The sequence below is a fragment of the Kyrpidia sp. genome (genome assembly GCF_023512215.1).
GTDB classification, from domain to species: Bacteria; Bacillota; Bacilli; order Kyrpidiales; family Kyrpidiaceae; genus Kyrpidia; species Kyrpidia spormannii.
In genome coordinates this window covers 56009-77940 of the sequence record NZ_JAILZZ010000005.1, presented here as the reverse complement: position 1 = coordinate 77940, position 21932 = coordinate 56009, and the positions used below count along the sequence as shown (strand labels likewise).

Genomic DNA, 21932 nt, shown 5'->3' with positions numbered 1-21932 from the left:
ACCAGCTGGAATAAAACGACCATTTGGTTGAGGTTGGGGGGAGGTTTGGGTGGTACACGCCCGGGATTTGTTTGATTTAACGGGGAAAGTGGCGATCATCACCGGTGGGGGTCGGGGATTGGGCCGGGAGATCGCACTGGGGTACGCGGAGATGGGGGCCGATGTGGTGCTGTGTTCCCGAAGGGTGGAGAATTGTGAGCAGGTGGCCGAAGAGGTGCGGGCTTTGGGACGAAAGGCCCTGCCCTTGGCGTGTAACGTGGCGGAACCTGAGAATGTGCGCCGGGTGGTGGATGAGTCCCTGAGGACCTTCGGCCACATCGATATTCTTGTGAATAATAGTGGCGCATCCTGGGGAACGCCAGCGGTGGATATGCCCCTGGATGCTTGGCACAAAGTCATGGAAACCAACGTCACCGGTACGTTTTTGATGTCCCAGGCGGTGGGGAGGCACATGATTGAGCGGGGGCAAGGCGGGCGGATCGTCAACATTGCCTCGGTGGCGGGCCTTGTCGGGTCTCCTCCGGAGGTGCTCGATGCCGTGGGATACAGTGCCAGTAAAGGGGCGATCATCAGTTTAACCCGGGATTTGGCTGTAAAATGGGCCCGGTACAATATTCTGGTGAACGCTATTGCCCCGGGATTTTTCCCGACCAAGATGAGCCGGGTGATCCTCGAACGAAACGGAGACACCATTCTGCGGGGGACACCTCTGGGGCGATTTGGCGAGGAAGGTGAATTAAAGGGTGTGGCCATCTTTTTGGCCTCACCGGCATCGAGCTATGTGACCGGCCATGTCCTGACAGTGGACGGGGGCTCCACTGTGATGTGACCTGTCGAACCGGGTGGCCGTGTCTGGAGGCGGCAACAAACAAGGGCGAGCTTGGGATCGAACCGATCTGCTCACGGGCTTTACCCAATCACCGAAGTCATGTCAACGAATAGGATACGGAGGGGAGACGCAAAGGTGTCCATCGATGCGGTGAACCGAATCGGCGTGGTGGGTTCCGGAGCGATGGGAACCCAGATTGCGGCAGTGTGCGCTTTGGCCGGGTACCCGGTCAAGGTGCAGGACATCGCGACCGAGAGCCTCGAACGGGCCCGGCAGGTGCTGACCGAGCAGTTGGAGAAACGGGTACAGAAGGGGAAATTATCCCGGGAACAGGTGGACGGAGCCTGGAGCCGGTTGTCATGGACGACGGATCTCGCCGAAGCGGTGGGGGATGCGGACTACGTGATTGAGGCGATCGTGGAGAAGCTCGATGCAAAACGGGAGCTGTTCGCTCGGTTGGATGAGCTGGCACCGGCCCACGCCATCCTCGCCACCAACAGTTCCACCATTGTCAGTTCAAAAATCGCCGATGCCACCCGGCGGCCGGAGAACGTATGCAATATGCATTTTTTCAATCCGGTCCTGGTCATGGAACTCGTCGAAGTGGTGATGAACCCCCAAACTTCTGAGGACACGGCGGATACGGCCGTGGAGCTGTGCCGGCGCATCGGCAAAACCCCGATCCTCCTAAAAAAAGAGATCTCGGGATTTGTTGCGAATCGGCTGCTCATGGCTTTGTTCAAGGAAGCGATGTATCTCTATGAACAGGGGATCGCCGATTTTAAAGACATCGACTTGGCGGCGACCAAGGCCCTGAACCACCCCATGGGTCCCTTTACGCTCATGGATTTTACGGGGCTTGATGTCAATTATTATGTCATGCAGCAACAATACGCCGAAACCGGGGACCCGGCCATGAAGCCGCCCGAAATCCTGCGAGAGAAGTTCGAGCGGGGAGAATTCGGGAGAAAATCCGGCAAAGGGTTTTATACGTACGAGTAGGCGGGTTGCAGGGACAAGTCTTTCTGCGTACACTGGGGATGAGAGAACTCCAGGGTGATGGAGCTCACCAATGGCTGCGCTACGCAGATGATGGCTCCTACTGACAGTGGTCAGTAGGAGTTTCTTTTTGAAAGAGCCCGGGCGTTTGCCGGGTCTTGGAGCGGGAGGCGGTAGAAAAATGTTGTGGTGGGCTCTGGCGGCAGGCGGCATCCTGGGAAGTCTGGCGCGCTACGGGTTATCGTTGCTGCAGCCCTCCATGGGCTGGCCCTGGGCGACATTTGGAATCAATCTTTCCGGGGCGTACGTACTAGCCCTTTTCCTCACCATGGCTCTAGAACGGTGGTCACTGCCCGCGGCGGTGCGCCTGGGAGTCGGGACGGGATTCGTGGGCTCGTATACCACCTTTTCCACCCTCGTGCTTGAAACCTTGCATTTGGTGGTAAGGGGGCATCTTTGGGAAGCCCTGCTCTATCTTCACGCCAGTGTAGCGGGGGGCTTGTTGTTAGCCTATGCCGGCCATCAGACGGCGATGGGCTGGATACATCGGAGGGGTCAAATATGATGTCGTTGTGGGTGGCGATCGGCGGGGTTCTCGGCACCTGGGCCCGGTTTGCCCTCGGGAATTGGGTGGCTCGGAAGTGGATGCCGCTGTTCCCGTATGGCACGTGGATCATTAACCTGACCGGGGCATTATTCCTCGGCTGGCTGGCCGGGCGGGAAGCCGCGGGCACCCTGTCCGCGACCTGGTATGCGCTACTCGGGACGGGGTTTTGCGGGGCATATACGACGTTTTCGACGTTTTGTTATGAGGCGTTTTTTCTCTGGTGGGAAGGAAATCGGAAAAAGGCCGTGGTATATGTGGCCACATCGCTGTATCTCGGGCTTGTGGCGGGTGGCCTCGGGCTGTGGATCGGGGTCGGGAGGATCTGACCGGGGGTGAGGGAGAGGGCGGGGCCGACCGGGAAATGGGCCTGTCTCTCGATCGAATATTTTAGTTCGTGATATAATGGATCTGAAAGGAAGGGGCTCAGGTGGAGCAGATGGGACCGGATCCAGCGGGGTTAGAGCGCTTTTTTGAACATTTGCAGGCGGTGAATCGATACGTTCGGGCGGGATGGTTCGGCGAGCCCCGCCGGCAACCCACCCGGGTGCAGTGGATGATTCTCAGGAAGCTACAGCGGACTGGCGGGTGTTCGGTGGGGGAGTTGGCCCAGAGAGTGGATGTCGGCCCCAGCGCCATGTCCCAGATGTTGGACCGTCTGGAACGGGTGGGATGGCTCAGCCGGGAGCCGGATCCCCGGGATGCCCGGGGCCGGACCGTCCGCCTGACGCGCCAAGGGGAAGACGTGGTTCGGGCGGTGGAGCAGGAGTGGATTCGGCGGCTCGCAAGGCCCTTTGCCCGACTGGAGCCCGACGAGCAAAAACAACTTTTGGCGTTGATGGATAAATTGGCCCAGTTCGTCAGGGAAGAGGGGCGATGAGGATGACCTCGGATTTTGGGGGGGCGGGGTGGACGGTGGAGGTGCGCGGTTTGCGCAAGCGATTTGGCGAGGTGTGCGCTGTGGACGGGGTGGATTTTGCCGTGGCGGAAGGGGAGTGTTTTGGCCTTCTCGGCCCCAATGGTGCGGGAAAATCCACGACGATCAAGATGTTGATCACCCTCTTGCGCCCGGATGAAGGGGAGGCCTTTGTAGCGGGATACTCGGTGCGTCGGGCGGCGGGCCGGGTGCGGGGGGCCATCGGGTACGTGCCCCAGATGCTGAGCGTGGACGCCACCCTCACCGGTTATGAGAATCTGTTGCTATTTTCCCGCTTTTTTGGTCTCCCCCGCCGGGTGCGCCGGGAGCGGGTGGAGGAAACGCTGGAATCGATGGGGCTGGCCGAAGCGGCCCATCGGCCGGTGAGGACGTATTCCGGGGGGATGATCCGACGGCTGGAGATCGGTCAAGCGGTGATGCACCGCCCCAAGGTGCTGTTTCTCGATGAACCCACGGTGGGGCTGGACCCCGTCGCCCGGCAGGGGGTCTGGGATCACATCCGCCGGCTTCAGCAGGAGGAAGGGATGACCGTGGTGATGACCACTCATTATATGGAGGAAGCCGAATCTCTCTGCCATCGCGTGGCGATGATGAGCCGGGGGCGCATCGCCGCCCAGGGCACGCTGGAGGAGCTGCGGGTGGCCGCCGGCAAGCCGGAGGGTACATTAGAGGACGTGTTCGTCCATTATGCCGGCGCCTTTGAGGAGCAGGGGGGAGGGATGCGGGATGTTCTCCGAAGCCGACGTACGGCCCGGCGCCTCGGTTAAACGATCCGGGGCTCCGGGGTTGTACCTGCTTCACGTCTGGACGCTGATCGAACTGGAGATCCGCAAGCTGCGCAAAGATCCCACCGAGCTGTTCATGCGGGCGGTGCAGCCGGCGTTGTGGCTGCTGGTGTTCGGGCAGGCTTTTAGCCGCATCGGGATGATTCCTACAGGCAAGACCACATACCTCGCTTTTCTCACCCCGGGGATCCTCGCCCAATCTGTCACTTTTATAGCGATTTTTTACGGGATTTCGATCATCTGGGAGCGGGAGACCGGACAATTGCAAAAATTTCTCGCGACGCCGATGCGGCGTTCGGCGATGTTTTTGGGCAAAATGCTCGGTGCCTCGGTCCGCTCCATCGCGCAGGCGGTGATGGTGCTCATCCTCGCTTTGTTGCTCGGGGTGCACATCTTGTGGGGCCCTTGGCGGATTCTGGGCGCTCTGGCCACGGTGGTCCTCGGCGCGGCCTTTTTCTCCGGGATGTCGATGGTGCTGGCGGCGCTGCTCCGCACCCGGGAGCGGATGATGGGCATCGGCCAGGTCATCACCATGCCGCTCTTTTTCTCATCCAACGCCCTTTACCCCACGACCATCATGCCGGATTGGCTCCGGGTGATTGCGACGATCAATCCGATGAGTTATCTGGTGGACGGCCTGCGGGGACTGCTCCTTGGGACTCCGGCGCACCTCGGGGTGGATTGGGCGGTTCTGGCCGGGGCGGGTGCGGTGATGCTCATTCTTAGTACAGTTCTCTTTCCCCGGCGGATGGCGGCGTAAGGGGGTGCCTGGGGTGGAACAAGTCTGTGAGGGTTCGATGATCCGGGAAGGTTCCGGCGGTCGGGCGCCGGTTCCCCGGGTACATAAATGGTGGGTTTTGGCCAACGTTGCCGTGGGAACATTCATGGCCACGCTGGATGGGAGCATTGCGAACGTTGGGCTGCCGACGATCTCGAATACGTTTCACGTACGGTTGGCGTCGGTTCAGTGGGTGATCACGGCCTATCTGTTAACGATTTGTGCCCTTTTGCCCTCCATGGGCAAATTGTCCGATCAGCTTGGGCGTGGGCGGCTGTACAACCTTGGTTTTGCCCTTTTCGCGGCCGGATCGGCCTTGTGCGCCGTGTCCGGATCAGTGGAGATGCTGATTGGGATGCGTGTGGTGCAGGCGGTTGGAGCCTCGCTTTTGATGGCCAACAGTCAGGGGCTGGTGGCGACCACCTTCGGATCGCGGGAGAGGGGGCGAGCGCTGGGAATTATCGGTACGACAGTTTCTCTGGGGACGCTCAGCGGTCCGGCGATCGGCGGGCTGTTGATCGAGCATTTCGGCTGGCCGGCGATTTTCTGGGTGAACGTACCCATCGGTGTGGCGGCGTTTTTCGCGGGTTGGCGGATTCTTCCCAAGGAGCGGAGTCGTGTCACGGAGCCCTTCGATGTACCCGGTGCCGCGATGTTTGCGGTAGGCATCACTGGGCTGTTGTATGCGGTTTTCGGGGCTGAAAGCCGTGGCTGGACTTCTTTTCCGACGGTGGGGGGTATGGTGGCTGCCCTGCTGATCTTGTTGTTTTTTTATTTGCGTGAGGTGCGTATCCCCCATCCGATGCTGGATTTCAGCTTGTACCGAATTCGCATGTTTTCCACTGGAAGCGCCGCGGCGTTTTTGTCGTTTGTTTCATTGTTCTGCGTCAATGTGATGATGCCCTTCTTTATCCAGACAGTGATGCACCAATCGCCAGCTGTGACTGGGTATGTCATGGCGGCGAACCCGGTGGTGATGGCGGTGACGGCGCCTCTCGCCGGGTGGCTGTCCGATCGTATTGGGCCCTACGTCCTGACCACCGGTGGACTGGCGTTGAATGCTTTGGGGTTTGTCGCCCTCAACCAACTGACGGCGGAGGTAAGCCCCTGGGTGGTCGCGGTACATCTCGCTGTGTTCGGGTTTGGGCAAGGGCTCTTTCAGTCACCGAACAATTCGAGTATCATGGGCTCGGTTCCCCGGGCGAAGGTGGGGCTGGCCGGGGGGTTGAACGCGCTGACGCGTAATCTGGGGATGGTCTTCGGGATCTCCCTGTCGGTGTCGTTATTCACCTACCGGCTGCGGGTTTTATCGGGTGCAACGGGCGCAGGTCCCGGGGCCGTCGGCCCCGTGGGGGCGGGCGGAGTTGCGCAGCCGTCTCCGGAGGTGTTTATGGGTGCGATGCACACGGTGTTCTGGGCCGCGGCGATGGCTTGTGCTCTGGGGGCAGCCGTATCGTCGTTGCGCAACAGGCCACGGGGGGACCAAGGTTCGGCCTGAACGATATCCTTACCCGGTGCGGCCCAGTTCATTTTACGGGCGGGCCAAAATGTTGGCCGAACAGGTCCTTTTGATGCACGCGGGACAGATGAAAGTCGTCATTCTAAGGCCGACCTTTATCTGGGGAGAGGATTCCTTGCAACTTCACGACCTCATCGATCGAGCCCGAAAAGGAAATCTTCCCTGGTTTGATGACGGGGAATCCCTGTTCGAGCATGTTTATGTCGACAAGGTAGAATTGAGGTATAAGCTGTCGGTGATGTTCCAGCAAGGGCTGAGTCTTTTGGCGGTGGACGGTGCGGCCGGAAGGTCGGGGCTCCGTGTCGACCGGGATCGGGGTTTCATGGGCTTTTCCCAAACTCGGGAAAACCCGCTATCATAGGGAGAGAGGAGAATGGGAGGGGTTTCGGTGCGGGTGCCTGTGAAGCGAATCTTGGAAGTGTTGGAACAAACGTATCCCGGTGCCAAGTGTGCCCTCGACCACCGGAATCCCTTTGAGCTGTTGGTGGCCACGATCTTGTCCGCCCAGTGCACCGACGAGCGGGTGAACCTCGTCACCGGGCCGCTTTTTGCGAAGTTCCCCACGGCTGAGGATTTTGCCCGGCTTTCCCCCGAGGAGCTCGAGCCCTACATCCAGTCGTGCGGACTATATAAGACCAAATCGAAAAATATCGTCTCGGCTTGCCGGATTCTGGTGGAGGAATACGGCGGCCAAGTGCCGGAGAGCCGTGAAGCGCTCCAGGCGCTGCCAGGAGTGGGGAGAAAGACGGCCAGCGTGGTCCTCAGCAACGCCTTTGGGGTGCCCGCCATCGCTGTGGACACCCACGTGTTTCGGGTGGCCAACCGCTTGGGGCTCGCCGATGCCACAACCCCCGAAGAAACGGAACGCCAACTGATGAAGCGCATCCCAAAGGCGAAATGGTCCGCGGCTCACCACTGGTTAATCCACCACGGGCGCCAGATCTGCTCGGCCCGTTCGCCAGGCTGTGATCGCTGCCCCCTCGCCCCTTACTGCCGCTTTGCGCGGGAAAGGAGTCGGGGAGAGGGGCTGACCCAAGGACGTCGGCCTCAAAGGTCGAGAGCGGGGGCCGGGGGGACGACAGAAGGCTGATGGGGGGGTGGCGTTCCCCCATGTGACCGGGACTGGGGCGAGGCGGCGCCCGGCCGGACCGGAAGGAGCCAGGCCGCCAAAGTGAACCGAGTGTCGTCTCAACGGGCGCGGGGCCAGAAGTTCGGTTTTCGCCGGGAGGCGCGTCCCGAAGCCTGAATCACCCCCGGATGAGCACGTCTCCTGCCTGACTGCGGTTTTCGCCGCGGAGGTGTACCGGCCCTGGGTCCGCTCGGCCTGGGCCGAGATCGTTTTCTGCGCCGGGGATCACTAGGCGGCGTCTGATGCTCCCGGGCCGCGGGCAGACACCAGAAAAAAATAGACGACAAACAGGATCATAAAGATGACGCCCCACCGCAAGAAGGCCGGCAATGTCACGGGAGTCACCTCCTTAGGTGTGAAATGGCCGGGTCGGACGTGGACGGCAGTCCCGGGAGGCCCTTCCCGTAAATCTGTCACGGCAGAAGGTTGGGCGGTGGCCAGGGTAAGTCATAAATGGACGTTCGCGCCGAGGCGATGCTGGGCTTGGCGCCAGACTTGGGCGTCTGCCCGCGCCCCCCTTTCCCGGCGTCGCCCTGGACGGGTCCTGTCGATGGGCGCCGTTCCCTTTGTGGGGGTGTGGGCATCGGAGGGTAACCGTATCCCGCCCATCCAGGCCCGGGCCAGGCTTCGGCCCCAGGCTGCGGTCCGATGGGCGTGCCGGAGGGACCGAACCCTGGATCGGCTGGGCCAAGGGGCACCGGTGTCCCGGAGGGGCCCGCCCCGTTACCTGGTGATGGGGCGGACGGCCGGCTTTGACCGGAGCCCGGCCCGGGTCCCGACGGTGTCCTCCCGGAGGAAGGCCGGCCGTTCCGGCCGGCCGAGGGGGCCGCGGACGACTGCGGAAGGCCCGGTAGCCCGTCCCCGAATCCGGGCGGAGAAAACCGGGGATAAGCGGAGGGGGTGCCGGGCCCAGGCGGGACCCCGGGCCCAGGTGGCCAGTAGCCGGGCCCAGACGGGTTGCCGAGCCCAGGCGGGACGCCGGGCCCCGGCGGCCAATAGCCCGGCCCGGGCGCTCCCGAGGGCATCTGCCCGGGGACAGGCCCCCCCGCGCCGGGGCCGCCGGGCCCAAGGCCATTCGGCGTGCGAGCGTTTGGCCGGGATTTTTTCGCACCGATTCCGCGCAGCCATTCAATCAGCTGTTCGGGAGTTAGGTCTTTCGAACGCCAATCCGGCAGATACTCCTTCACGGCGTCCTTGATCACCGCATGGGCCGTAGATTTCACCATGTCGAGCAGGAGGGGGGTCCCCAAAACTTTTCGCAGGACCTCTGAATTTTCCAGACCTTCCGGGATCAAGGATTGGCGGATCATTTCAGATCCGTGCACAATCAAGGCCATATATTCCCACACATCGAGGTTCAATGCCGCCGCTTCCCGGCGCATGCGGCGCATCAGATCCCCGGGGACGCGAAACTGGTTTCGTGGCGCTTTCGTTTGGCCCTTTCTGGTTGCGCCCGGTTTCGGCCTCATGGCGGACGACTCCCCTTCCTCATCGGGCGTTGCGACTCTCCTTTCTAGAAAATGCACTCGCCCGCCTGGGGGTGACAGAAACGCAAAAAATCGAGGAACCGAGCAGAGTCGATTCCCCGTTCGTAGCCCTTTTCCGCCGGTTTAACGCTGCTCTTGTTGCTCTTCCGGCAGGTGTACCGGTGTCCCGCAGTACATGCACCCATCTTCCCGGCCGATCATCTTGGTTACCCGGTGGCAGTTCGGGCATTCCACCTGGGGGAGCCGCATGGAAACAGCTCCCACGCGAAAATAAATCCCGATGGCCCACATCAGGATTAGAAATCCTGCAGCCAAGGTAAAAGGCAAAACGGTGTGAGGCCAGAATACCCCCAGGTACATCACGGCAAAGGAGACGAAGATGAGCAGGAGAGCAATGTTGCGCAGGCGATTCAGTTTCACCGGGTCCATCTCCCTCGTACAAGCGCTTCCTCTCCATTATGAACGCATGGGGCGGGAAAATCCATCCCGCCCCCGAGGGACTCTCGAGAAGGTTGTGAACTTGAACCGCCATCGTCCGGGTTGGTCCGGGTTGGCTCAGCCTCCAGTTTTCCAAATGCGGGAGACAGACTGCTGAAAGCGGCCGACAAACCGGGCCGGATTGCCGCCATCCTCAATATAAGCTGCATAACCTTGCAATTCCGCCACCGAGGAGGTGACGGTGGTGATCCGCACCACTTTGACCTCGGGCAGGGCTTGGCGTACGATTCTCTCCACCCGGGCTGCGGTGGGGTGGTCCAATTTTCCCGTGTCCGCCCCTCGGGGCGGGATGACCGGCCGGGTTGGATCGAGCCCCTCCCGGGCGATTCGTTTGGCTTCCGGACTGTCGTCCGGCCCGATCTGGTGAAATCCCACGTAGGCGTTGCGACCCTGAAGCAACACCACGGCTCCCCGAATGCCCGGCAGGCGGTTGAGCTGGTCTGCCACAGCCCGGGCAGACAGGAGGCCGGATCGGGGATCACCGTAGACGCCGCGGTTGTCGTGGGGTACCCGGCTGAGGTTTGGGCTGTCGTTCAAGATCCGGGGCTGACTGGGAATTGCCTGTTCCCGCAACTCCTTGGCCCGCTCGGCACAACCGGTTAACAGGGCTGCGGCCAAAGGGGGGATCAGGAGGGTGAGGAACCATTTCATCGGGCAGTCCTCCCTTATCAACGAGTTCAGCAGGATAGGTTTAGTGAAGACAGTCAATGCAGATGGCTGCTCCGGTGGGCGAGCCCGAAAGGCCGGTCGATTTTTGGCTTCCGAAAAAGGCTCAACCTGCGGGTGAAGTCTGATGGATGCGGTCGATCCCGGCTTTTTGCGCCGGCTCGGCTGACTTTGGCACTCCTTGGGGCTGCCATCGGCGCAGGGCGGTACAGATGCGGTCCACACCCTTGTGCACATTTTCGTCCGCCGTGGTGAGGGACAGGCGCACATGCCCTTCTCCACTCGGGCCGAAAGCGGTGCCCGGCGCCACCACCACGTGATATTCGTCCAGGAGCTTGTCGGCAAAAGTTTCGGACGTCATGTCGTCGGGGACCGGGACCCACAGGTACACGGTGCCCGGCGGTTTGTCCACCGGCCATCCAATGGCCGCGAACCGGGCCAGGGCGTCGTCCCGCCTCTTTTGGTACATCAACCGTTGTCGCTCGGGAAAATCCCCCGGCCACACGGTTTCCAGGGCTGTGGCGCCGGCGAACTGGATGGGGGCGAACACGCCGGAATCCACGTGGCTCTGCACCACCAGGAGACTCTCGATCGCTTCCCGGTGTCCCACCGCTGCCCCCAGCCGCCACCCGGCCATGTTGTAGGTTTTCGAAAAGCTGGTGAACTCCACCCCCACCTCCCGGCCGCCGGGATACTGAAGAAGACTTTTGGCCCGGTGTCCATCAAAGGTGATTTCACTGTAGGCGTTGTCATAACAGAGGAGAATTTCCCGCTCCCGGCACCACCGAATCACCTCGGCCATAAAATCGTCCGGTGCCAGCGCCCCGGTGGGATTATGGGGATAATTTAAAAACAGGACTCGGGCCTTGGACGCCTCGAACTCGGGAATGGCCGAGAGATCCGGGGTAAACCCCCGTTTTCGCAAAAGAGGCATTCGCACCACCCGGCCGCCGGCGAACCAGATCCCGTCGTTGTAGGCCGGAAACGCGGGGTCGGGGATGAGCCCCACGTCGCCGGGGCTCACGTAGGCCAATGAAACGTGAAAGAGGCCTTCTTTGGATCCTAACAACACCATCACTTCAGTTTCGGGGTCGACGTTTACCCCGAACCGCCTCTTATACCACTCTGCGATGCGCCGCCGCAACAACAGCGAACCGCGGAAGGCCGGGTAATGATGATTCTCCGGGTCGGCCGCCGTTTCCTGAAGTCGTCGAACCACGGGGTCCGGGCTCGGATGATCGGGGTCCGCTTTCCCGAGGTCAACGATATCCGCGACCCCTTGCTCCCGCAGGCGGTACACGCGCTCTTCCAGTTGTGCAAAAATATACGGAGATAGGCCGGCCAGTTTCCGGGCACGCGGCATCTCGATTCCCCCTTCTCATCCTTCAGATTTCCCAGCCGGTTGGCCGCCTATGTAAATTTGGCCGGGTAAAGCGGACGGCGGCAGCGGTTTGTTATAATCGGGGATGAGGTGAGGTCGTGAAAGAAGTGACGATTTACACAGATGGAGCCTGTTCGGGAAATCCGGGCCCCGGGGGTTGGGCTGCGGTCCTGTTATACGGGGATCACGTGCGGGAAATGGCCGGCGGGGAAGAACATACCACCAATCAGCGGATGGAGCTCCTGGCGGCGATCTATGCCCTTCGGGCTCTCAAAGAACCCTGTCGCGTGCGGTTATTCAGCGATTCGGCGTATCTGGTGAATTGTTTCCGCCAGGGGTGGCATCGGCGATGGCGCGCCAATGGGTGGCGCAACAGCCGACAGGAGCCCGTTCAGAATCGGGAGCTGTGGGAAGAACTCCTGCGGCTGACCGACGTGCACCGGGTGGATTTTGAAAAGGTACAAGGCCATGCTGGCGACGCGTGGAACGAGCGGTGTGACGCCTTGGCCCGGGCCGCCACGCCCTCACCGGGAGGAAGCGCCGGCCGCGGTCCTTCACCCCAGCGATGAAGAAAGACCAAGCCCGGGCCCAGCAGGCCTGTCGAGGAGAATGGGAGATTTCTCGCCGGCAGTTGGCAGGGATGGCAACGGACCTGGGTTTGAAGGCGGCGGCCATACCGGCGCGCCCCCTCAGATCCCTGGGCCGTATTCTCGAAAAACGACGGCAGGCCGGGTGGATGTGCGAGTTTGAGGCGGAGAATACGGCGGATCGCATCGACCCCTTGAGGAGCCTGCCCGGCGCGCAATCGGTGGTCGCGGTGGCTATGCCCTACCGCAACCGGCGGTGGGATACCCCTCGCCCCCCGGGTCTCAGGGGCGCGCTTTCCAAGTACGCCTGGGGAGAGGACTACCACCGGGTGTTGCGCAGGCGGCTGGGGGCCTTAGCGGACCGGTTGGCAACGACGGCTGGCCGGGAGATCACCGTGCGGGCGGCGGTGGACACCGGCCCTTTGGTGGAGCGGGCCTTCGCGGAAGCGGCGGGTCTCGGGCGGGTTGGCAAGAACGGATGTCTGTACGTGGAACCTTACGGTTCCTGGGTGTTTCTGGGCCTCTTGCTGACGGATTTGCGGATTGAACCTGAACGGACCGATCCACCTGGGGAAGTGGGGCGTTGGGGGAATGAAGGTCCCCGTGTGGACGGTCAGGCTGACCCGGACGTTTTCACTTTGTGCGGGACCTGCGATCGCTGCCTGCGGGCGTGCCCCACCCAGGCCTTTGAGGCGCCGGGGGTTCTCAATCCCAATCGCTGCCTATCGTATGTGACCCAGATGAAAGGCCTTCTCCCGGAGGAATTTCAGGCCCCCATGGGCACGCGAATCTGGGGATGCGACATTTGCCAGGCGGTCTGCCCAATCAATCGCCGGGCGGCCTGCGCGCCGGAGCTCCTGGAAGAGATCGGTGAACCCGGGCCTGAGTCCGACCGGGAATTCCTCGATCGCGCTTATCCCGACCTGATAGAGCTTCTCACCATGTCCCGGCGATCTTTCGAGCGGAGGTTCGGGGTTACGGCGGTGGCGTGGCGGGGGGTGCACACCCTTCGCCGAAACGCCGCCTCGGCGCTCGGAACCTGGCGGGATCCCCGGGCGGTCCCCCCGTTGATCGATCGGTTGGGCGATGGGCGGCCCGAGGTGCGCAGCGCCGCCGCCTGGGCCCTCGCCCGGATCTGCACCCCCGAAGGGTGGGCCGCCCTGGTGGAGGCCGCCGAACGGGAGACGGACTCCCGGGTGCGGGCCCGGATGGAGGCTTTGCTTTCACAACAGGGCTTGTCGGCGAAACCACTCTAAGAATTTTTTCCGGGCCGGCTCCTCCCGGACGCAGCGGCGAAATTCTCTGAGAACCTGGTCGTCGTGCCGGTCCCCCTGCTGCCAGCGGTGGGTTGTGCGCCAGAAGCGGTGGGGAAACGCCAAGAAGGCCTGCAGAAGGCGGTACTCGACCCGGGTCAAGGTGACGGCGGTATTGTATTGCAGGATGCCGGTCAACCCCAGTTCTGGCGCCCAATTGGCTTTTTGTAGGCCCCGTCGCAACAGGTGGGCCAGATCCAGAGTGCGGGGGGCGTAGGCGAGGTAGTCAAAATCCACCAAGTATACCACCTGACCTTTGCGGATCAGGTTTGATGGAGTCAGATCCATGTGGCACACCGCCGGGCTCTCCCGTTCCTGCTCGAGGCGGCGCTGGCACTCCGGGGCGAGGAGCCGGTCGAGGGCTTCATGGGCCTGGCGGAGGAACACCGGGGCGTGCTCCAGGTAGAAGAGGTCATCGTCCTGCTCTTCATTGACGATTTCGGCGCGTTTTAGCGCCTTTTCCATTTCTTCGGTTCGCCGGGCGAGTCGGCTGACAATGTCGAAAGCCGAGGGGAGGTTACGGCGCTCTTCCCCGGTGCTTTCATCGTTGACCCAGCGATGGGTCACTTGGTGGAACTTGGAGAGACTTTGCGAGGCTTTTGCCATGTCCGCCGCTGAAGCCAAATCCACCTCCCGGCCGTCGATCCACTCCATGGCGTAGTACAATCCGTCATCCCCCCGGACAAAGGGCGTGTCAGAAGCCCGGGTCGAGCCGGTGTGCCGAGGGGTGATCCAGCGGGGCACCGGGCCGCCCCGGCGAGAGGCGTAATCCAGCGCGCGGTGCATCGCCTCCACATGGAGGGGACTGTGGGGGGAACGCTTTAAGACGAGGGTGGTCCGGGCGCTCTGCAATCGGAGGGCGCTGCCGTGTCGGGACACCCGGGTAAAGACATAGGGATAGGCGGCCAATACGCTGGAGTCGAAGCCCCACCGCTCCAACTCTGTCCGCACCCCCAGGGAGGTAACGGCGATGGATTCCGAAGATTTGGCCGTTGGACGGGGCGTGGGGCGGGGGGGAGAAGAATCCCCGGCGTGGCCGGCCGCCGGGGAGGCGGATTTTTTTGGCTTTCCCGTGGGGGACGGAGGCTTCGAGGGCTTCGGCCGCACGTGGACCTCGGGCAGGTCCCCCTCCCCCTCTTCCTCGTCCCAGGGGCTTTCCGGCTCTGAGGCGGGAGTGGAAGGAGCGGGTTTTGCCCAAGATGGCTTTTTCTTGTCTCCCGTTCCATTCTTGACGGCCTTTGCCTGGTCTTTCGCCGGTTTGACCTTTTCAGGGGCTTCACTGGCCTTCGCCAGGAAGGCGGGGGGAGTTGTGAATTCTTTCCATAAATGTTTTAGCCAAGGTGGGATGGATTCGGCCATCGAAAGTCACCTCCGAGCATCGGCATCATCGTAGCCTATGAAGCCCGGAGGGCGGCGGTATAGACGGTCGCCCCTCACCGGGCGCCAGCTTCGCCCAAAGTTTCCCAGACCTCCAGTTTGGTGCGCACCCGGCGGATGACCTCGTCGGTGAATTCCGTTGTGCTGGTGCTGCCCCCCAAATCTGCCGTTCGCACTCCGTCCGCCACCGCCTCCAGGGCAGCTTCGTAGATCGCCCGGCTGGCTGCCGTGGCATTCTCCGTGTCGAAGTAGCTCAAAAGGGCTGCCCCGGCCAAGATCATGGCCATGGGGTTGGCGACATTCTTTCCGTACAGAGCGGGCGCTGTGCCATGGGGCGCCTCCGCCATCACCACTTTGGGCCGCAAATGATCATCCACGGATAACAGGAGGGACTCCGACCCCGCGATGGAACCGAACATCTGGAGAACGAGGTCGCTCATGCAATCCCCGTCCCGGTTGAGGGTAGGGATCACCAAGGGTTCTCCACTGGTGGTTAACAGGAGGGCGTAGGTGGCGTCGATCAATTGCGGTTCATAGCGGACCTCCGGGTGCCGCTTTGCCGCCTCATCCAGTTCCTCCTTGAGCATTCCTTCGTACACAGGGCTCACGGTGTATTTGGGCCCACCAAAAACTTTTGCCTTCATCCGTTTGGCCTGCTGGAAGGCGAATTCGGCCACTTGTCGGCAGACCCGTCGGGAGATGTGTTCGGTTCGGTACGCCACCTCATCGAGCCCGTTTCCCTCCCGCCATTCCTTCGCTCCGTAGGCGTCGTCCACCGCCATCCGCACCACGGAGATCGGTGCGTAAACCCCGGTTAAAGGGGCCCGCCCGGGGATCCGGCGACCCGTGCGCACGATGACCGTTCCGTCGATCTCTTCCCGTAGAATCGCGTTTGGACTCCCCACGTCTCCTTTCGCTTCCGGGGTGATGGTGGCCGCCTTGATTCCCAGGCCGGTTTCCCGCATCGCCGCTGCAGCCTCGTGGACCACTTGGTTCCGCGTATCCCGGCGGTGTTGAAGACTCAGGTCGAAGCGGCGAAATTCGATCTCAAACCCGATGACCGAGGCATCGAGCACTCGAAGCGCCTCTTCTAACAGCTCTTGCCCGGTCTGGTCTCCTTCCATGACGATCACCGTTTTCTCAGCCACTGTATTACCCCCTGAAATCTGCATAATTTCCAGCCGGTTTTAGCTTGCCCCGGTTTCTGCCGTTCGGGTTAGCCGGCGGTGAGGAGTTGGTGAATCACCCGGGCGGAGGTCATGACGGCGGGAGCAAAACGGTCCATAGCTTCCGGAGTGAACCGATCCGCTGGCCCGGAAACGGATAAGGCGGCAACGAGGGCACCGCCCCGATCGAAAACGGGCGCCGCCACCGCCGCTGCTCCCGCCTCTCGCTCCTCGATACTGACGGCGTACCCATTCTCCCGAACCTGCTGCAATTGGCGAAGGAACTCTTCTCGATCGAAACGGTCCGGGACTCTCGGATCGTTGAGCGTTTCATCCACCACTTCGGGGGGCGACCAGGCCAGAAGGACTTTCCCGGATGCGCCGACGTACAAAGGAAGGCGCTGCCCGATATTGGCCACCCGGCGGACTGGTTGATGGCTTTCCACCGCCTGAATGCGAATCCGTTCCGTGCCAGAGCGAATGTAGAGGCTCACCGTTTCATCCAACAAGTCACGCAGCCGGGTCATCTCCGGCAAAACTAACGTGGACAGATCCCCGGATTGGTGGATATTGCTAACCAGTTCGAGAATGCTCCAACCCAGGCGGTACTTATCTGTACGGGGGTCCCGGCGGATGAACCCCCGGCTTTCCAAGGAGGCCAAAAGCCGGTGAACCGTGCTTTTGTGTAGACCGACCCGCTTTGAAATTTCGCTCAAACCCAGTTCCATCTCGGTACTGGAGAAACAGAGAAGTATGTCTAGCGCCCGCTCCACTGCTCGGACGGTGCCACGTTGTCCCTCCGCCACATCCGCATCCTCCCCGACCCTGTTTCACCGTACAAAACTTCGTTTCATCCAGTAGTTTATCACAGCCTTTTATCAGCTGAAAAGGGATGAACCGTTCCGTTTGCCGCATATGAAAAAAGGAGAGGCGGTCGCGAGGAGGCGGGGGCGGTGAACCACCCGGGGTGGGCCGACGCAATTCGCACGTATTATGAACAGAAAAATCAAATCTGGTTCCAGGGCGGAGCGGGGCTCAGCCGGATGGTGGCGTCTTCTCGCGTCCACGGTTGTCAGGAAGCCCTGCTGTGGTACCAACGATTGGCCCGTCGGCGCCGAACGGTCCTCCAATCCGTTACCCGGGTCGACACTCGCCGGGTTCACCGACAACTGACAAACGGGCCTGGTGATCCCAAAAGTCAAAAACCGGCGTCTGCGCGTTTATCCACTGAAAAACTGTGGGTGGACGTCTTGGAACACGTGCAACTGTTGTACCGGACCGGGGAAGACGTTGGAGAAGAACGGCGAATCTATCCTTGGCGTCTCGCCCTCCTTCCGGCAGGTGGTACATGGAGAATTGTGGAAGAGCGGCCGCTGAATGATGCCGATCGGGCGGTTTGGGGAACTTCCCCCCAGGAGCAAGAGGGGAAAAGTGCGGACCGGGCTCCGGGATGGTGGCGGGAGCGCTGGCGCAAGTTGTTTTCTTTTCGCCGTTTTGACCGCCTCCAAGTATTCAAATACGCCGAACTGTGGTGGGACGGGTACAATCCGCGTTTTCGCGCCTTTCGGGTCGATTGCACCAACTTTGTTTCCCAATGCCTGTGGCATGGGGGTTTTCCCATGGAGCCTGCCGAGCGGCCAGAGCAAGGGTGGTGGTACGCCTGGAAGGAAGGCGGTGAGGACCGCTGGAGTCTGAGTTGGGCTGTCTCCCACAGTCTGTATTGGTATATGGTGCAGAAGGCCAGGGAAGGGAAAGTGCGGTTTGTGGACCTTCCCCAACGCTTATACGTGGGGGACATCATCCTCTACGACTGGAACGGGGATGGAACGTGGCAGCACGCCGCTGTCGTTGTTGATTTTGATCCCGAGGGACAGCCCTTGGTGAACGCACACACCACCGCGAGTTACCATCGACTTTGGGATTATGGCGACAGCCCGGCTTGGACCCGGGAAACCCGATATGCCTTTATCCATATTGAGGACGGGTAACCCGGAAGAGGGACCGTCCGGTCTCGGGCCCCGGATGCCCCACATCTACCGGCTTTTACCTGTTGTCGTAAGATCGAGAAAATGTTTCAGGATCCGGGCGGTGAGTCCCCAGATCACTTTCCCTTTGTACTCGTAAAAATACTCCGGTGTCTGTCCCCGGGTCCAGGGGTAGTTGCGCCCGCCGGGAATACGGTGGAAGGGGAAAGTTTCCTCGGGGTGCACGTCCAGGTGGACGTGGTGCACCTCCGGGGGATGACGGAGAAAGTAATCCACGGGGACACAAAATACTTCTTCGACTTCATCGGGGTTTGGACGCAGGGGTTCGGGGTCAATCCGGCACACGTAGGGGTAGACGATGGTCCGCCACGGGTTTACAAGAATGTCGAGCGGCCCCAACACCTTGATGCGATTTTCTGGCAGCCCCAGCTCTTCCCCCATTTCCCGAATGGCCGTCATCGCCGGATCTTCTCCCGGTTCCACTTGTCCGCCGGGGAAACAGATTTCGCCGGGTTGGCGGCGAAGCCGGTGGGAGCGCACTTCAAAGACCAGCTGCCATCCTCCGTCTCCCTCCAGGAGAGGCAGCGCCACGGCCGCTTGCACCATACCTTCGCTGCCCAGAATCCTCGGTTTTCTCTCCTTTAGGAAGTTCTCCAACGCGTCTGTTTCCATGCCATCGTTCCCCATCTTTCGCGAATGCTCGGGATTCTACTCCCAAAATCCATTATAGCTGTGAAGAAGGACCGAGTTGTAAAGATCTCCAAGGTCGGGTCAAAAAGTTTATGACGGAAGGCCCCAAAGGCGCGTTTTTGGGATGATCCGAAGGGCGAATCGACACACTGGGAATAGGCACAGCAGGCCGGGTTCGACGAAACAGCTTGGTAAAACGTTCACGAAAAAGAGGAAATGCGCTACACTATAGCTGTTTGCAACAGGGACACCGATCATGGTAAAAGGCGAGGTGCAAAATGATGGCAAGTCAGGACGTATTTCAAACCCGGCGGACGCTTGAGGCGGGGGGGAAGTCTTACGTTTATTACAGCCTGCCCGCCCTGGAAAAACAGGGCGTGGGCCCGATTTCTCGACTCCCCTACTCCATTCGGGTGTTGTTGGAGGCGGCACTGCGGCAGGTGGACGGCAAAGGGGTCACCGAGGAACATGTCAAGAAATTGGCCAATTGGCAGGAGAGTCACCGTCACCCTGTGGAGATCCCCTTTAAGCCGGCCCGCATCGTTCTTCAGGATTTCACCGGCGTGCCTGCGGTGGTGGACCTGGCGGCGATGCGGCGGACAGTCAAAGAGATGGGCGGCGATCCGGGCAAAATCAACCCCTTGGTCCCGGTGGACCTGGTGATCGATCATTCGGTTCAAGTCGACCTGTACGGCACCCCCGAGGCCCTGGAGCGCAATATGGAGCTGGAGTTTCAGCGCAATGAAGAGCGCTATCGGTTTTTGCGCTGGGCTCAGGGCGCCTTTGAGAACTTCCGGGTGGTGCCACCATCGACGGGCATCGTCCACCAGGTGAACCTGGAGTACTTGGCTTCTGTGGTGGGACGGCGGGAAGACGGGGATGAGACGGTCCTTTTTCCCGATTCCTTGGTCGGCACCGACTCCCACACCACCATGATCAATGGCTTGGGCGTACTCGGTTGGGGCGTTGGCGGCATCGAGGCGGAAGCCGGGATGCTGGGCCAGCCGCTGTATTTTCTCATCCCGGAAGTGATCGGGTTCCGGCTGACCGGCCGCCTGCCCGAGGGGTCGACGGCCACAGATCTGGCGCTCACGGTGACGAACCTTCTGCGCAAAAAGGGTGTGGTGGGGAAATTCGTCGAGTTTTTCGGCCCCGGATTATCCTCTATCACCGTGGCGGACCGGGCGACGGTCGCCAACATGGCGCCGGAATACGGCGCGACGATGGGATATTTTCCTGTCGATGAAAGAACGTTGGATTACCTGCGGTTGACCGGGAGAAAGGCTGAAGATGTCGCTTTGGCGGAGGCGTATCTGAAAGCCCAGGGGCTGCTTCATACCGAAGAGGCTCCCGAGCCGGTATTCAGCGACATCGTGGAACTGGATCTCTCCACCGTGAAACCGACGTTGGCGGGTCCGAAGCGGCCCCAGGACAAGGTGCCGTTGCCGGATTTAAAGGCGTCCTTTGAAAAAGCGGTGGAATCGCCGGTGGATCAGGGCGGCTTTGGATTCGGCAAAGAGGGCCTGGCTCGTACTTCGGATGTAAAATACCCGGACGGCAGCCGGGAGACTCTGCGCACCGGGGCGGTGGTCATCGCCGCCATCACCAGCTGTACCAACACCTCAAATCCCTCGGTGATGATCGGTGCGGGCCTGTTGGCGAAAAAGGCCGTGGAAAAAGGGCTGACAAAGCCGCGCTATGTGAAAAGTTCCCTGGCTCCCGGCTCCCGGGTGGTCACGGCCTATTTGAAGCGGGCAGGACTGTTGCCAGCCCTGGAGCAGCTCGGTTTTGCGGTGGTGGGATACGGGTGCACCACCTGTATCGGGAACAGTGGTCCCCTGGATCCCGAGGTGGCCGAGGCGATCCAGGAGAAGGATATGACCGTGGCGGCGGTACTCAGCGGCAACCGGAACTTTGAGGGCCGGATTCATCCCCTCGTCCGGGCGAACTATCTGGCGTCTCCGCCTTTGGTGGTGGCCTACGCCCTGGCCGGAACGGTGGATATCGACCTGTCAAAAGAACCCCTGGGGACGGATCGCGATGGCAACCCCGTATATCTCAAAGACATTTGGCCGTCTTCCGAAGAGGTCCAAGCCGCGATTCAACAGGCGGTGACGGCGGAATTGTTCTCCGAGGAGTACGCCCATGTGCTCACGGCGAACCAGAGGTGGAACGCCCTGCCCACTCCCGAAGGGGAGTTGTATCATTTTGACGCTGACTCGACCTACATCCAAGAACCGCCCTTCTTTGTCAATCTGAGCCGGGAAGCGGGTCATATCGCGGATATTCGCGGTGCACGGGTTCTGGCTTTGTTGGGGGATTCGGTGACCACCGACCACATTTCCCCGGCGGGGAGTATCGCGCCGAATTCCCCCGCGGCCAAATACCTCATGGAGCACGGCGTGGAACGCCGGGATTTCAACTCCTACGGCTCCCGGCGGGGCAACCACGAGGTCATGATGCGGGGAACCTTTGCGAATATCCGGATTCGAAACCTGTTGGCCCCGGGCACCGAGGGCGGAGTGACGGTGTATTTGCCCACCGGCGAGACCATGCCGATTTATGATGCGGCGATGAAATACCAGGCGGACGGCACGCCCCTCGTGGTTTTGGCGGGCAAAGAGTACGGCACCGGAAGTTCCCGGGACTGGGCGGCGAAGGGCACGATGCTCCTCGGTGTCAAAGCGGTCCTGGCCGAGAGCTTTGAGCGGATCCACCGTTCGAATCTGGTGGGGATGGGGGTATTGCCGCTCCAGTTCACCAAGGGAGAGAGCTGGAAGAGCTTGGGGTTGACCGGAAAAGAGCGGTTTGACATTCAAGGTCTCTCCGATGACATCAAGCCCCTGTCCACCGTCCGGGTGACCGCGGTGGGTGAAGACGGCGGGCGCCGGGAGTTCGAAGCTTTGGTGCGCCTGGACTCGGTGGTGGAGATTGAATACTACCGGAATGGCGGGATTCTGCAAACGGTGTTGCGGCAACTGCTGAACGGTTGAACGGCTTGCTCCCGCCCGGGCGGGCGATGCAAGGAATTCAGTGCCATTGAACCTACAAAAAAAGGGCGCTTTCGGGCGCCTTTTTTTCGTAGATGTTTTCCCGTTGTTCCTATTTTCGGCCCCTGCGGGTTCGGGCACCTGTCTTCCTCCTGCGGACGGGAGTTTTTTTTCGTTTTCTGCGGCGCCGGTGTTTTGTGGACGACCTTTCG

At 61.2% G+C, this 21932-nt stretch carries 22 protein-coding genes and 1 riboswitch; of the genes, 15 read left to right on the top strand and 7 right to left on the bottom strand.

What is annotated here, in order from left to right:
* Nucleotides 1-49: 49 nt before the first annotated feature.
* From K6T64_RS03670 to K6T64_RS03620, 11 genes are all read left to right on the top strand, one after another.
* Nucleotides 50-829, top strand: coding sequence for an SDR family oxidoreductase (locus K6T64_RS03670; protein ID WP_170086226.1), 780 nt, complete (start codon nt 50-52; stop codon nt 827-829).
* A gap of 135 nt (nt 830-964) precedes the next feature.
* Nucleotides 965-1831 carry a 3-hydroxyacyl-CoA dehydrogenase family protein gene (locus tag K6T64_RS03665; RefSeq protein ID WP_170086225.1) on the top strand — a complete coding sequence of 289 codons (867 nt, stop codon included), beginning with the start codon at nt 965-967 and terminating at the stop codon, nt 1829-1831.
* 44 nt (nt 1832-1875) lie between these two features.
* Nucleotides 1876-1938, top strand: a riboswitch (Fluoride riboswitch).
* Nucleotides 1939-2009: 71 nt separating this feature from the next.
* Entirely contained in the window at nt 2010-2393 is a 384-nt protein-coding gene (locus K6T64_RS03660) for a fluoride efflux transporter FluC (protein ID WP_170086224.1), read from the top strand.
* Nucleotides 2390-2761: a fluoride efflux transporter CrcB gene (crcB, locus tag K6T64_RS03655; protein WP_288008593.1), complete on the top strand. Its 372-nt coding sequence runs from the start codon at nt 2390-2392 to the stop codon at nt 2759-2761. The genes K6T64_RS03660 and crcB overlap by 4 nt, the downstream gene beginning before the upstream one ends.
* Nucleotides 2762-2871: 110 nt before the next feature.
* Nucleotides 2872-3312, top strand: coding sequence for a MarR family winged helix-turn-helix transcriptional regulator (locus tag K6T64_RS03650; protein WP_100669506.1), 441 nt, complete (start codon nt 2872-2874; stop codon nt 3310-3312).
* Nucleotides 3309-4136, top strand: coding sequence for an ABC transporter ATP-binding protein (locus K6T64_RS03645; protein WP_288008592.1), 828 nt, complete (start codon nt 3309-3311; stop codon nt 4134-4136). Before K6T64_RS03650 ends, K6T64_RS03645 begins: the two co-directional genes overlap by 4 nt.
* Nucleotides 4096-4914, top strand: coding sequence for an ABC transporter permease (locus K6T64_RS03640; RefSeq protein WP_288008591.1), 819 nt, complete (start codon nt 4096-4098; stop codon nt 4912-4914). Before K6T64_RS03645 ends, K6T64_RS03640 begins: the two co-directional genes overlap by 41 nt.
* A 13-nt stretch (nt 4915-4927) precedes the next feature.
* Complete coding sequence (locus K6T64_RS03635) at nt 4928-6430, top strand: MFS transporter (RefSeq protein WP_288008590.1); 1503 nt, start codon at nt 4928-4930, stop codon at nt 6428-6430.
* Nucleotides 6327-6812: an NAD-dependent epimerase/dehydratase family protein gene (locus tag K6T64_RS03630; protein WP_353737784.1), complete on the top strand. Its 486-nt coding sequence runs from the start codon at nt 6327-6329 to the stop codon at nt 6810-6812. Before K6T64_RS03635 ends, K6T64_RS03630 begins: the two co-directional genes overlap by 104 nt.
* Before the next feature lie 27 nt (nt 6813-6839).
* A complete protein-coding gene (nth, locus tag K6T64_RS03625) occupies nt 6840-7541 on the top strand; it encodes an endonuclease III (protein ID WP_232796609.1) in 702 nt (233 codons plus the stop codon).
* 472 nt (nt 7542-8013) lie between these two features.
* Nucleotides 8014-8778 carry a hypothetical protein gene (locus tag K6T64_RS03620; RefSeq protein ID WP_288008588.1) on the top strand — a complete coding sequence of 255 codons (765 nt, stop codon included), beginning with the start codon at nt 8014-8016 and terminating at the stop codon, nt 8776-8778.
* Between the two features lie 412 nt (nt 8779-9190).
* On the opposite strand, the gene K6T64_RS03615 is transcribed toward K6T64_RS03620, so the two are convergent.
* The 3 genes from K6T64_RS03615 to K6T64_RS03605 form a co-directional block, all read right to left on the bottom strand.
* Nucleotides 9191-9496 carry a YgzB family protein gene (locus K6T64_RS03615; protein WP_232059724.1) on the bottom strand — a complete coding sequence of 102 codons (306 nt, stop codon included), beginning with the start codon at nt 9494-9496 and terminating at the stop codon, nt 9191-9193.
* Nucleotides 9497-9622: 126 nt separating this feature from the next.
* Entirely contained in the window at nt 9623-10216 is a 594-nt protein-coding gene (locus tag K6T64_RS03610) for a hypothetical protein (RefSeq protein ID WP_288008587.1), read from the bottom strand.
* A gap of 121 nt (nt 10217-10337) precedes the next feature.
* A complete protein-coding gene (locus K6T64_RS03605; RefSeq protein ID WP_288008586.1) occupies nt 10338-11594 on the bottom strand; it encodes an aminotransferase class I/II-fold pyridoxal phosphate-dependent enzyme in 1257 nt (418 codons plus the stop codon).
* 116 nt (nt 11595-11710) lie between these two features.
* On the opposite strand from K6T64_RS03605, the gene rnhA reads away from it, so the two are divergent.
* Together rnhA and K6T64_RS03595 are read left to right on the top strand one after the other, a co-directional pair.
* Nucleotides 11711-12181 (top strand): ribonuclease HI, encoded by a 471-nt coding sequence (gene rnhA, locus K6T64_RS03600; protein WP_100668433.1) that lies wholly within the window; start codon nt 11711-11713, stop codon nt 12179-12181.
* A 71-nt stretch (nt 12182-12252) separates the two neighbouring features.
* On the top strand, nt 12253-13455 hold the full coding sequence (locus tag K6T64_RS03595) for an epoxyqueuosine reductase (protein ID WP_288008585.1): 1203 nt from the start codon (nt 12253-12255) through the stop codon (nt 13453-13455).
* On the opposite strand, the gene K6T64_RS03590 is transcribed toward K6T64_RS03595, so the two are convergent.
* From K6T64_RS03590 to K6T64_RS03580, 3 genes are all read right to left on the bottom strand, one after another.
* Complete coding sequence (locus K6T64_RS03590; protein WP_288008584.1) at nt 13423-14871, bottom strand: phosphotransferase; 1449 nt, start codon at nt 14869-14871, stop codon at nt 13423-13425. The genes K6T64_RS03595 and K6T64_RS03590 overlap by 33 nt on opposite strands.
* 74 nt (nt 14872-14945) lie before the next feature.
* A complete protein-coding gene (locus tag K6T64_RS03585; RefSeq protein ID WP_414467671.1) occupies nt 14946-16061 on the bottom strand; it encodes an isocitrate/isopropylmalate family dehydrogenase in 1116 nt (371 codons plus the stop codon).
* A gap of 44 nt (nt 16062-16105) precedes the next feature.
* The gene (locus tag K6T64_RS03580) at nt 16106-16861 is read right to left on the bottom strand and encodes an IclR family transcriptional regulator (RefSeq protein ID WP_288008583.1); all 756 of its coding nucleotides are present in this window, start codon (nt 16859-16861) and stop codon (nt 16106-16108) included.
* A 147-nt stretch (nt 16862-17008) separates the two neighbouring features.
* On the opposite strand from K6T64_RS03580, the gene K6T64_RS03575 reads away from it, so the two are divergent.
* Nucleotides 17009-18043, top strand: a complete 1035-nt coding sequence (locus K6T64_RS03575; RefSeq protein ID WP_288008582.1) for an amidase domain-containing protein — start codon at nt 17009-17011, stop codon at nt 18041-18043.
* Between the two features lie 45 nt (nt 18044-18088).
* Here K6T64_RS03575 and K6T64_RS03570 read toward each other — a convergent pair whose 3' ends face one another.
* Complete coding sequence (locus tag K6T64_RS03570; RefSeq protein ID WP_288008581.1) at nt 18089-18712, bottom strand: NUDIX hydrolase; 624 nt, start codon at nt 18710-18712, stop codon at nt 18089-18091.
* A gap of 299 nt (nt 18713-19011) precedes the next feature.
* Here K6T64_RS03570 and acnA point away from each other — a divergent pair, with 299 nt between their 5' ends.
* Nucleotides 19012-21723, top strand: a complete 2712-nt coding sequence (gene acnA / locus K6T64_RS03565; protein ID WP_288008580.1) for an aconitate hydratase AcnA — start codon at nt 19012-19014, stop codon at nt 21721-21723.
* Nucleotides 21724-21932 lie beyond the last annotated feature (209 nt).

Bases quoted from the DNA above. Each gene is read 5' to 3' on its own strand.
- K6T64_RS03660 (WP_170086224.1), top strand. From the start codon at position 2,010: ATGTTGTGGTGGGCTCTGGCGGCAGGCGGCATCCTGGGAAGTCTGGCG.
- crcB (WP_288008593.1), top strand. From the start codon at position 2,390: ATGATGTCGTTGTGGGTGGCGATCGGCGGGGTTCTCGGCACCTGGGCC.
- K6T64_RS03650 (WP_100669506.1), top strand. From the start codon at position 2,872: ATGGGACCGGATCCAGCGGGGTTAGAGCGCTTTTTTGAACATTTGCAG.
- K6T64_RS03645 (WP_288008592.1), top strand. From the start codon at position 3,309: ATGAGGATGACCTCGGATTTTGGGGGGGCGGGGTGGACGGTGGAGGTG.
- K6T64_RS03640 (WP_288008591.1), top strand. From the start codon at position 4,096: ATGTTCTCCGAAGCCGACGTACGGCCCGGCGCCTCGGTTAAACGATCC.
- K6T64_RS03615 (WP_232059724.1), bottom strand. From the start codon at position 9,496: ATGGACCCGGTGAAACTGAATCGCCTGCGCAACATTGCTCTCCTGCTC.
- K6T64_RS03610 (WP_288008587.1), bottom strand. From the start codon at position 10,216: ATGAAATGGTTCCTCACCCTCCTGATCCCCCCTTTGGCCGCAGCCCTG.
- K6T64_RS03605 (WP_288008586.1), bottom strand. From the start codon at position 11,594: ATGCCGCGTGCCCGGAAACTGGCCGGCCTATCTCCGTATATTTTTGCA.
- K6T64_RS03595 (WP_288008585.1), top strand. From the start codon at position 12,253: ATGGCAACGGACCTGGGTTTGAAGGCGGCGGCCATACCGGCGCGCCCC.
- K6T64_RS03590 (WP_288008584.1), bottom strand. From the start codon at position 14,871: ATGGCCGAATCCATCCCACCTTGGCTAAAACATTTATGGAAAGAATTC.
- K6T64_RS03585 (WP_414467671.1), bottom strand. From the start codon at position 16,061: ATGCAGATTTCAGGGGGTAATACAGTGGCTGAGAAAACGGTGATCGTC.
- K6T64_RS03570 (WP_288008581.1), bottom strand. From the start codon at position 18,712: ATGGAAACAGACGCGTTGGAGAACTTCCTAAAGGAGAGAAAACCGAGG.
- acnA (WP_288008580.1), top strand. From the start codon at position 19,012: ATGGCAAGTCAGGACGTATTTCAAACCCGGCGGACGCTTGAGGCGGGG.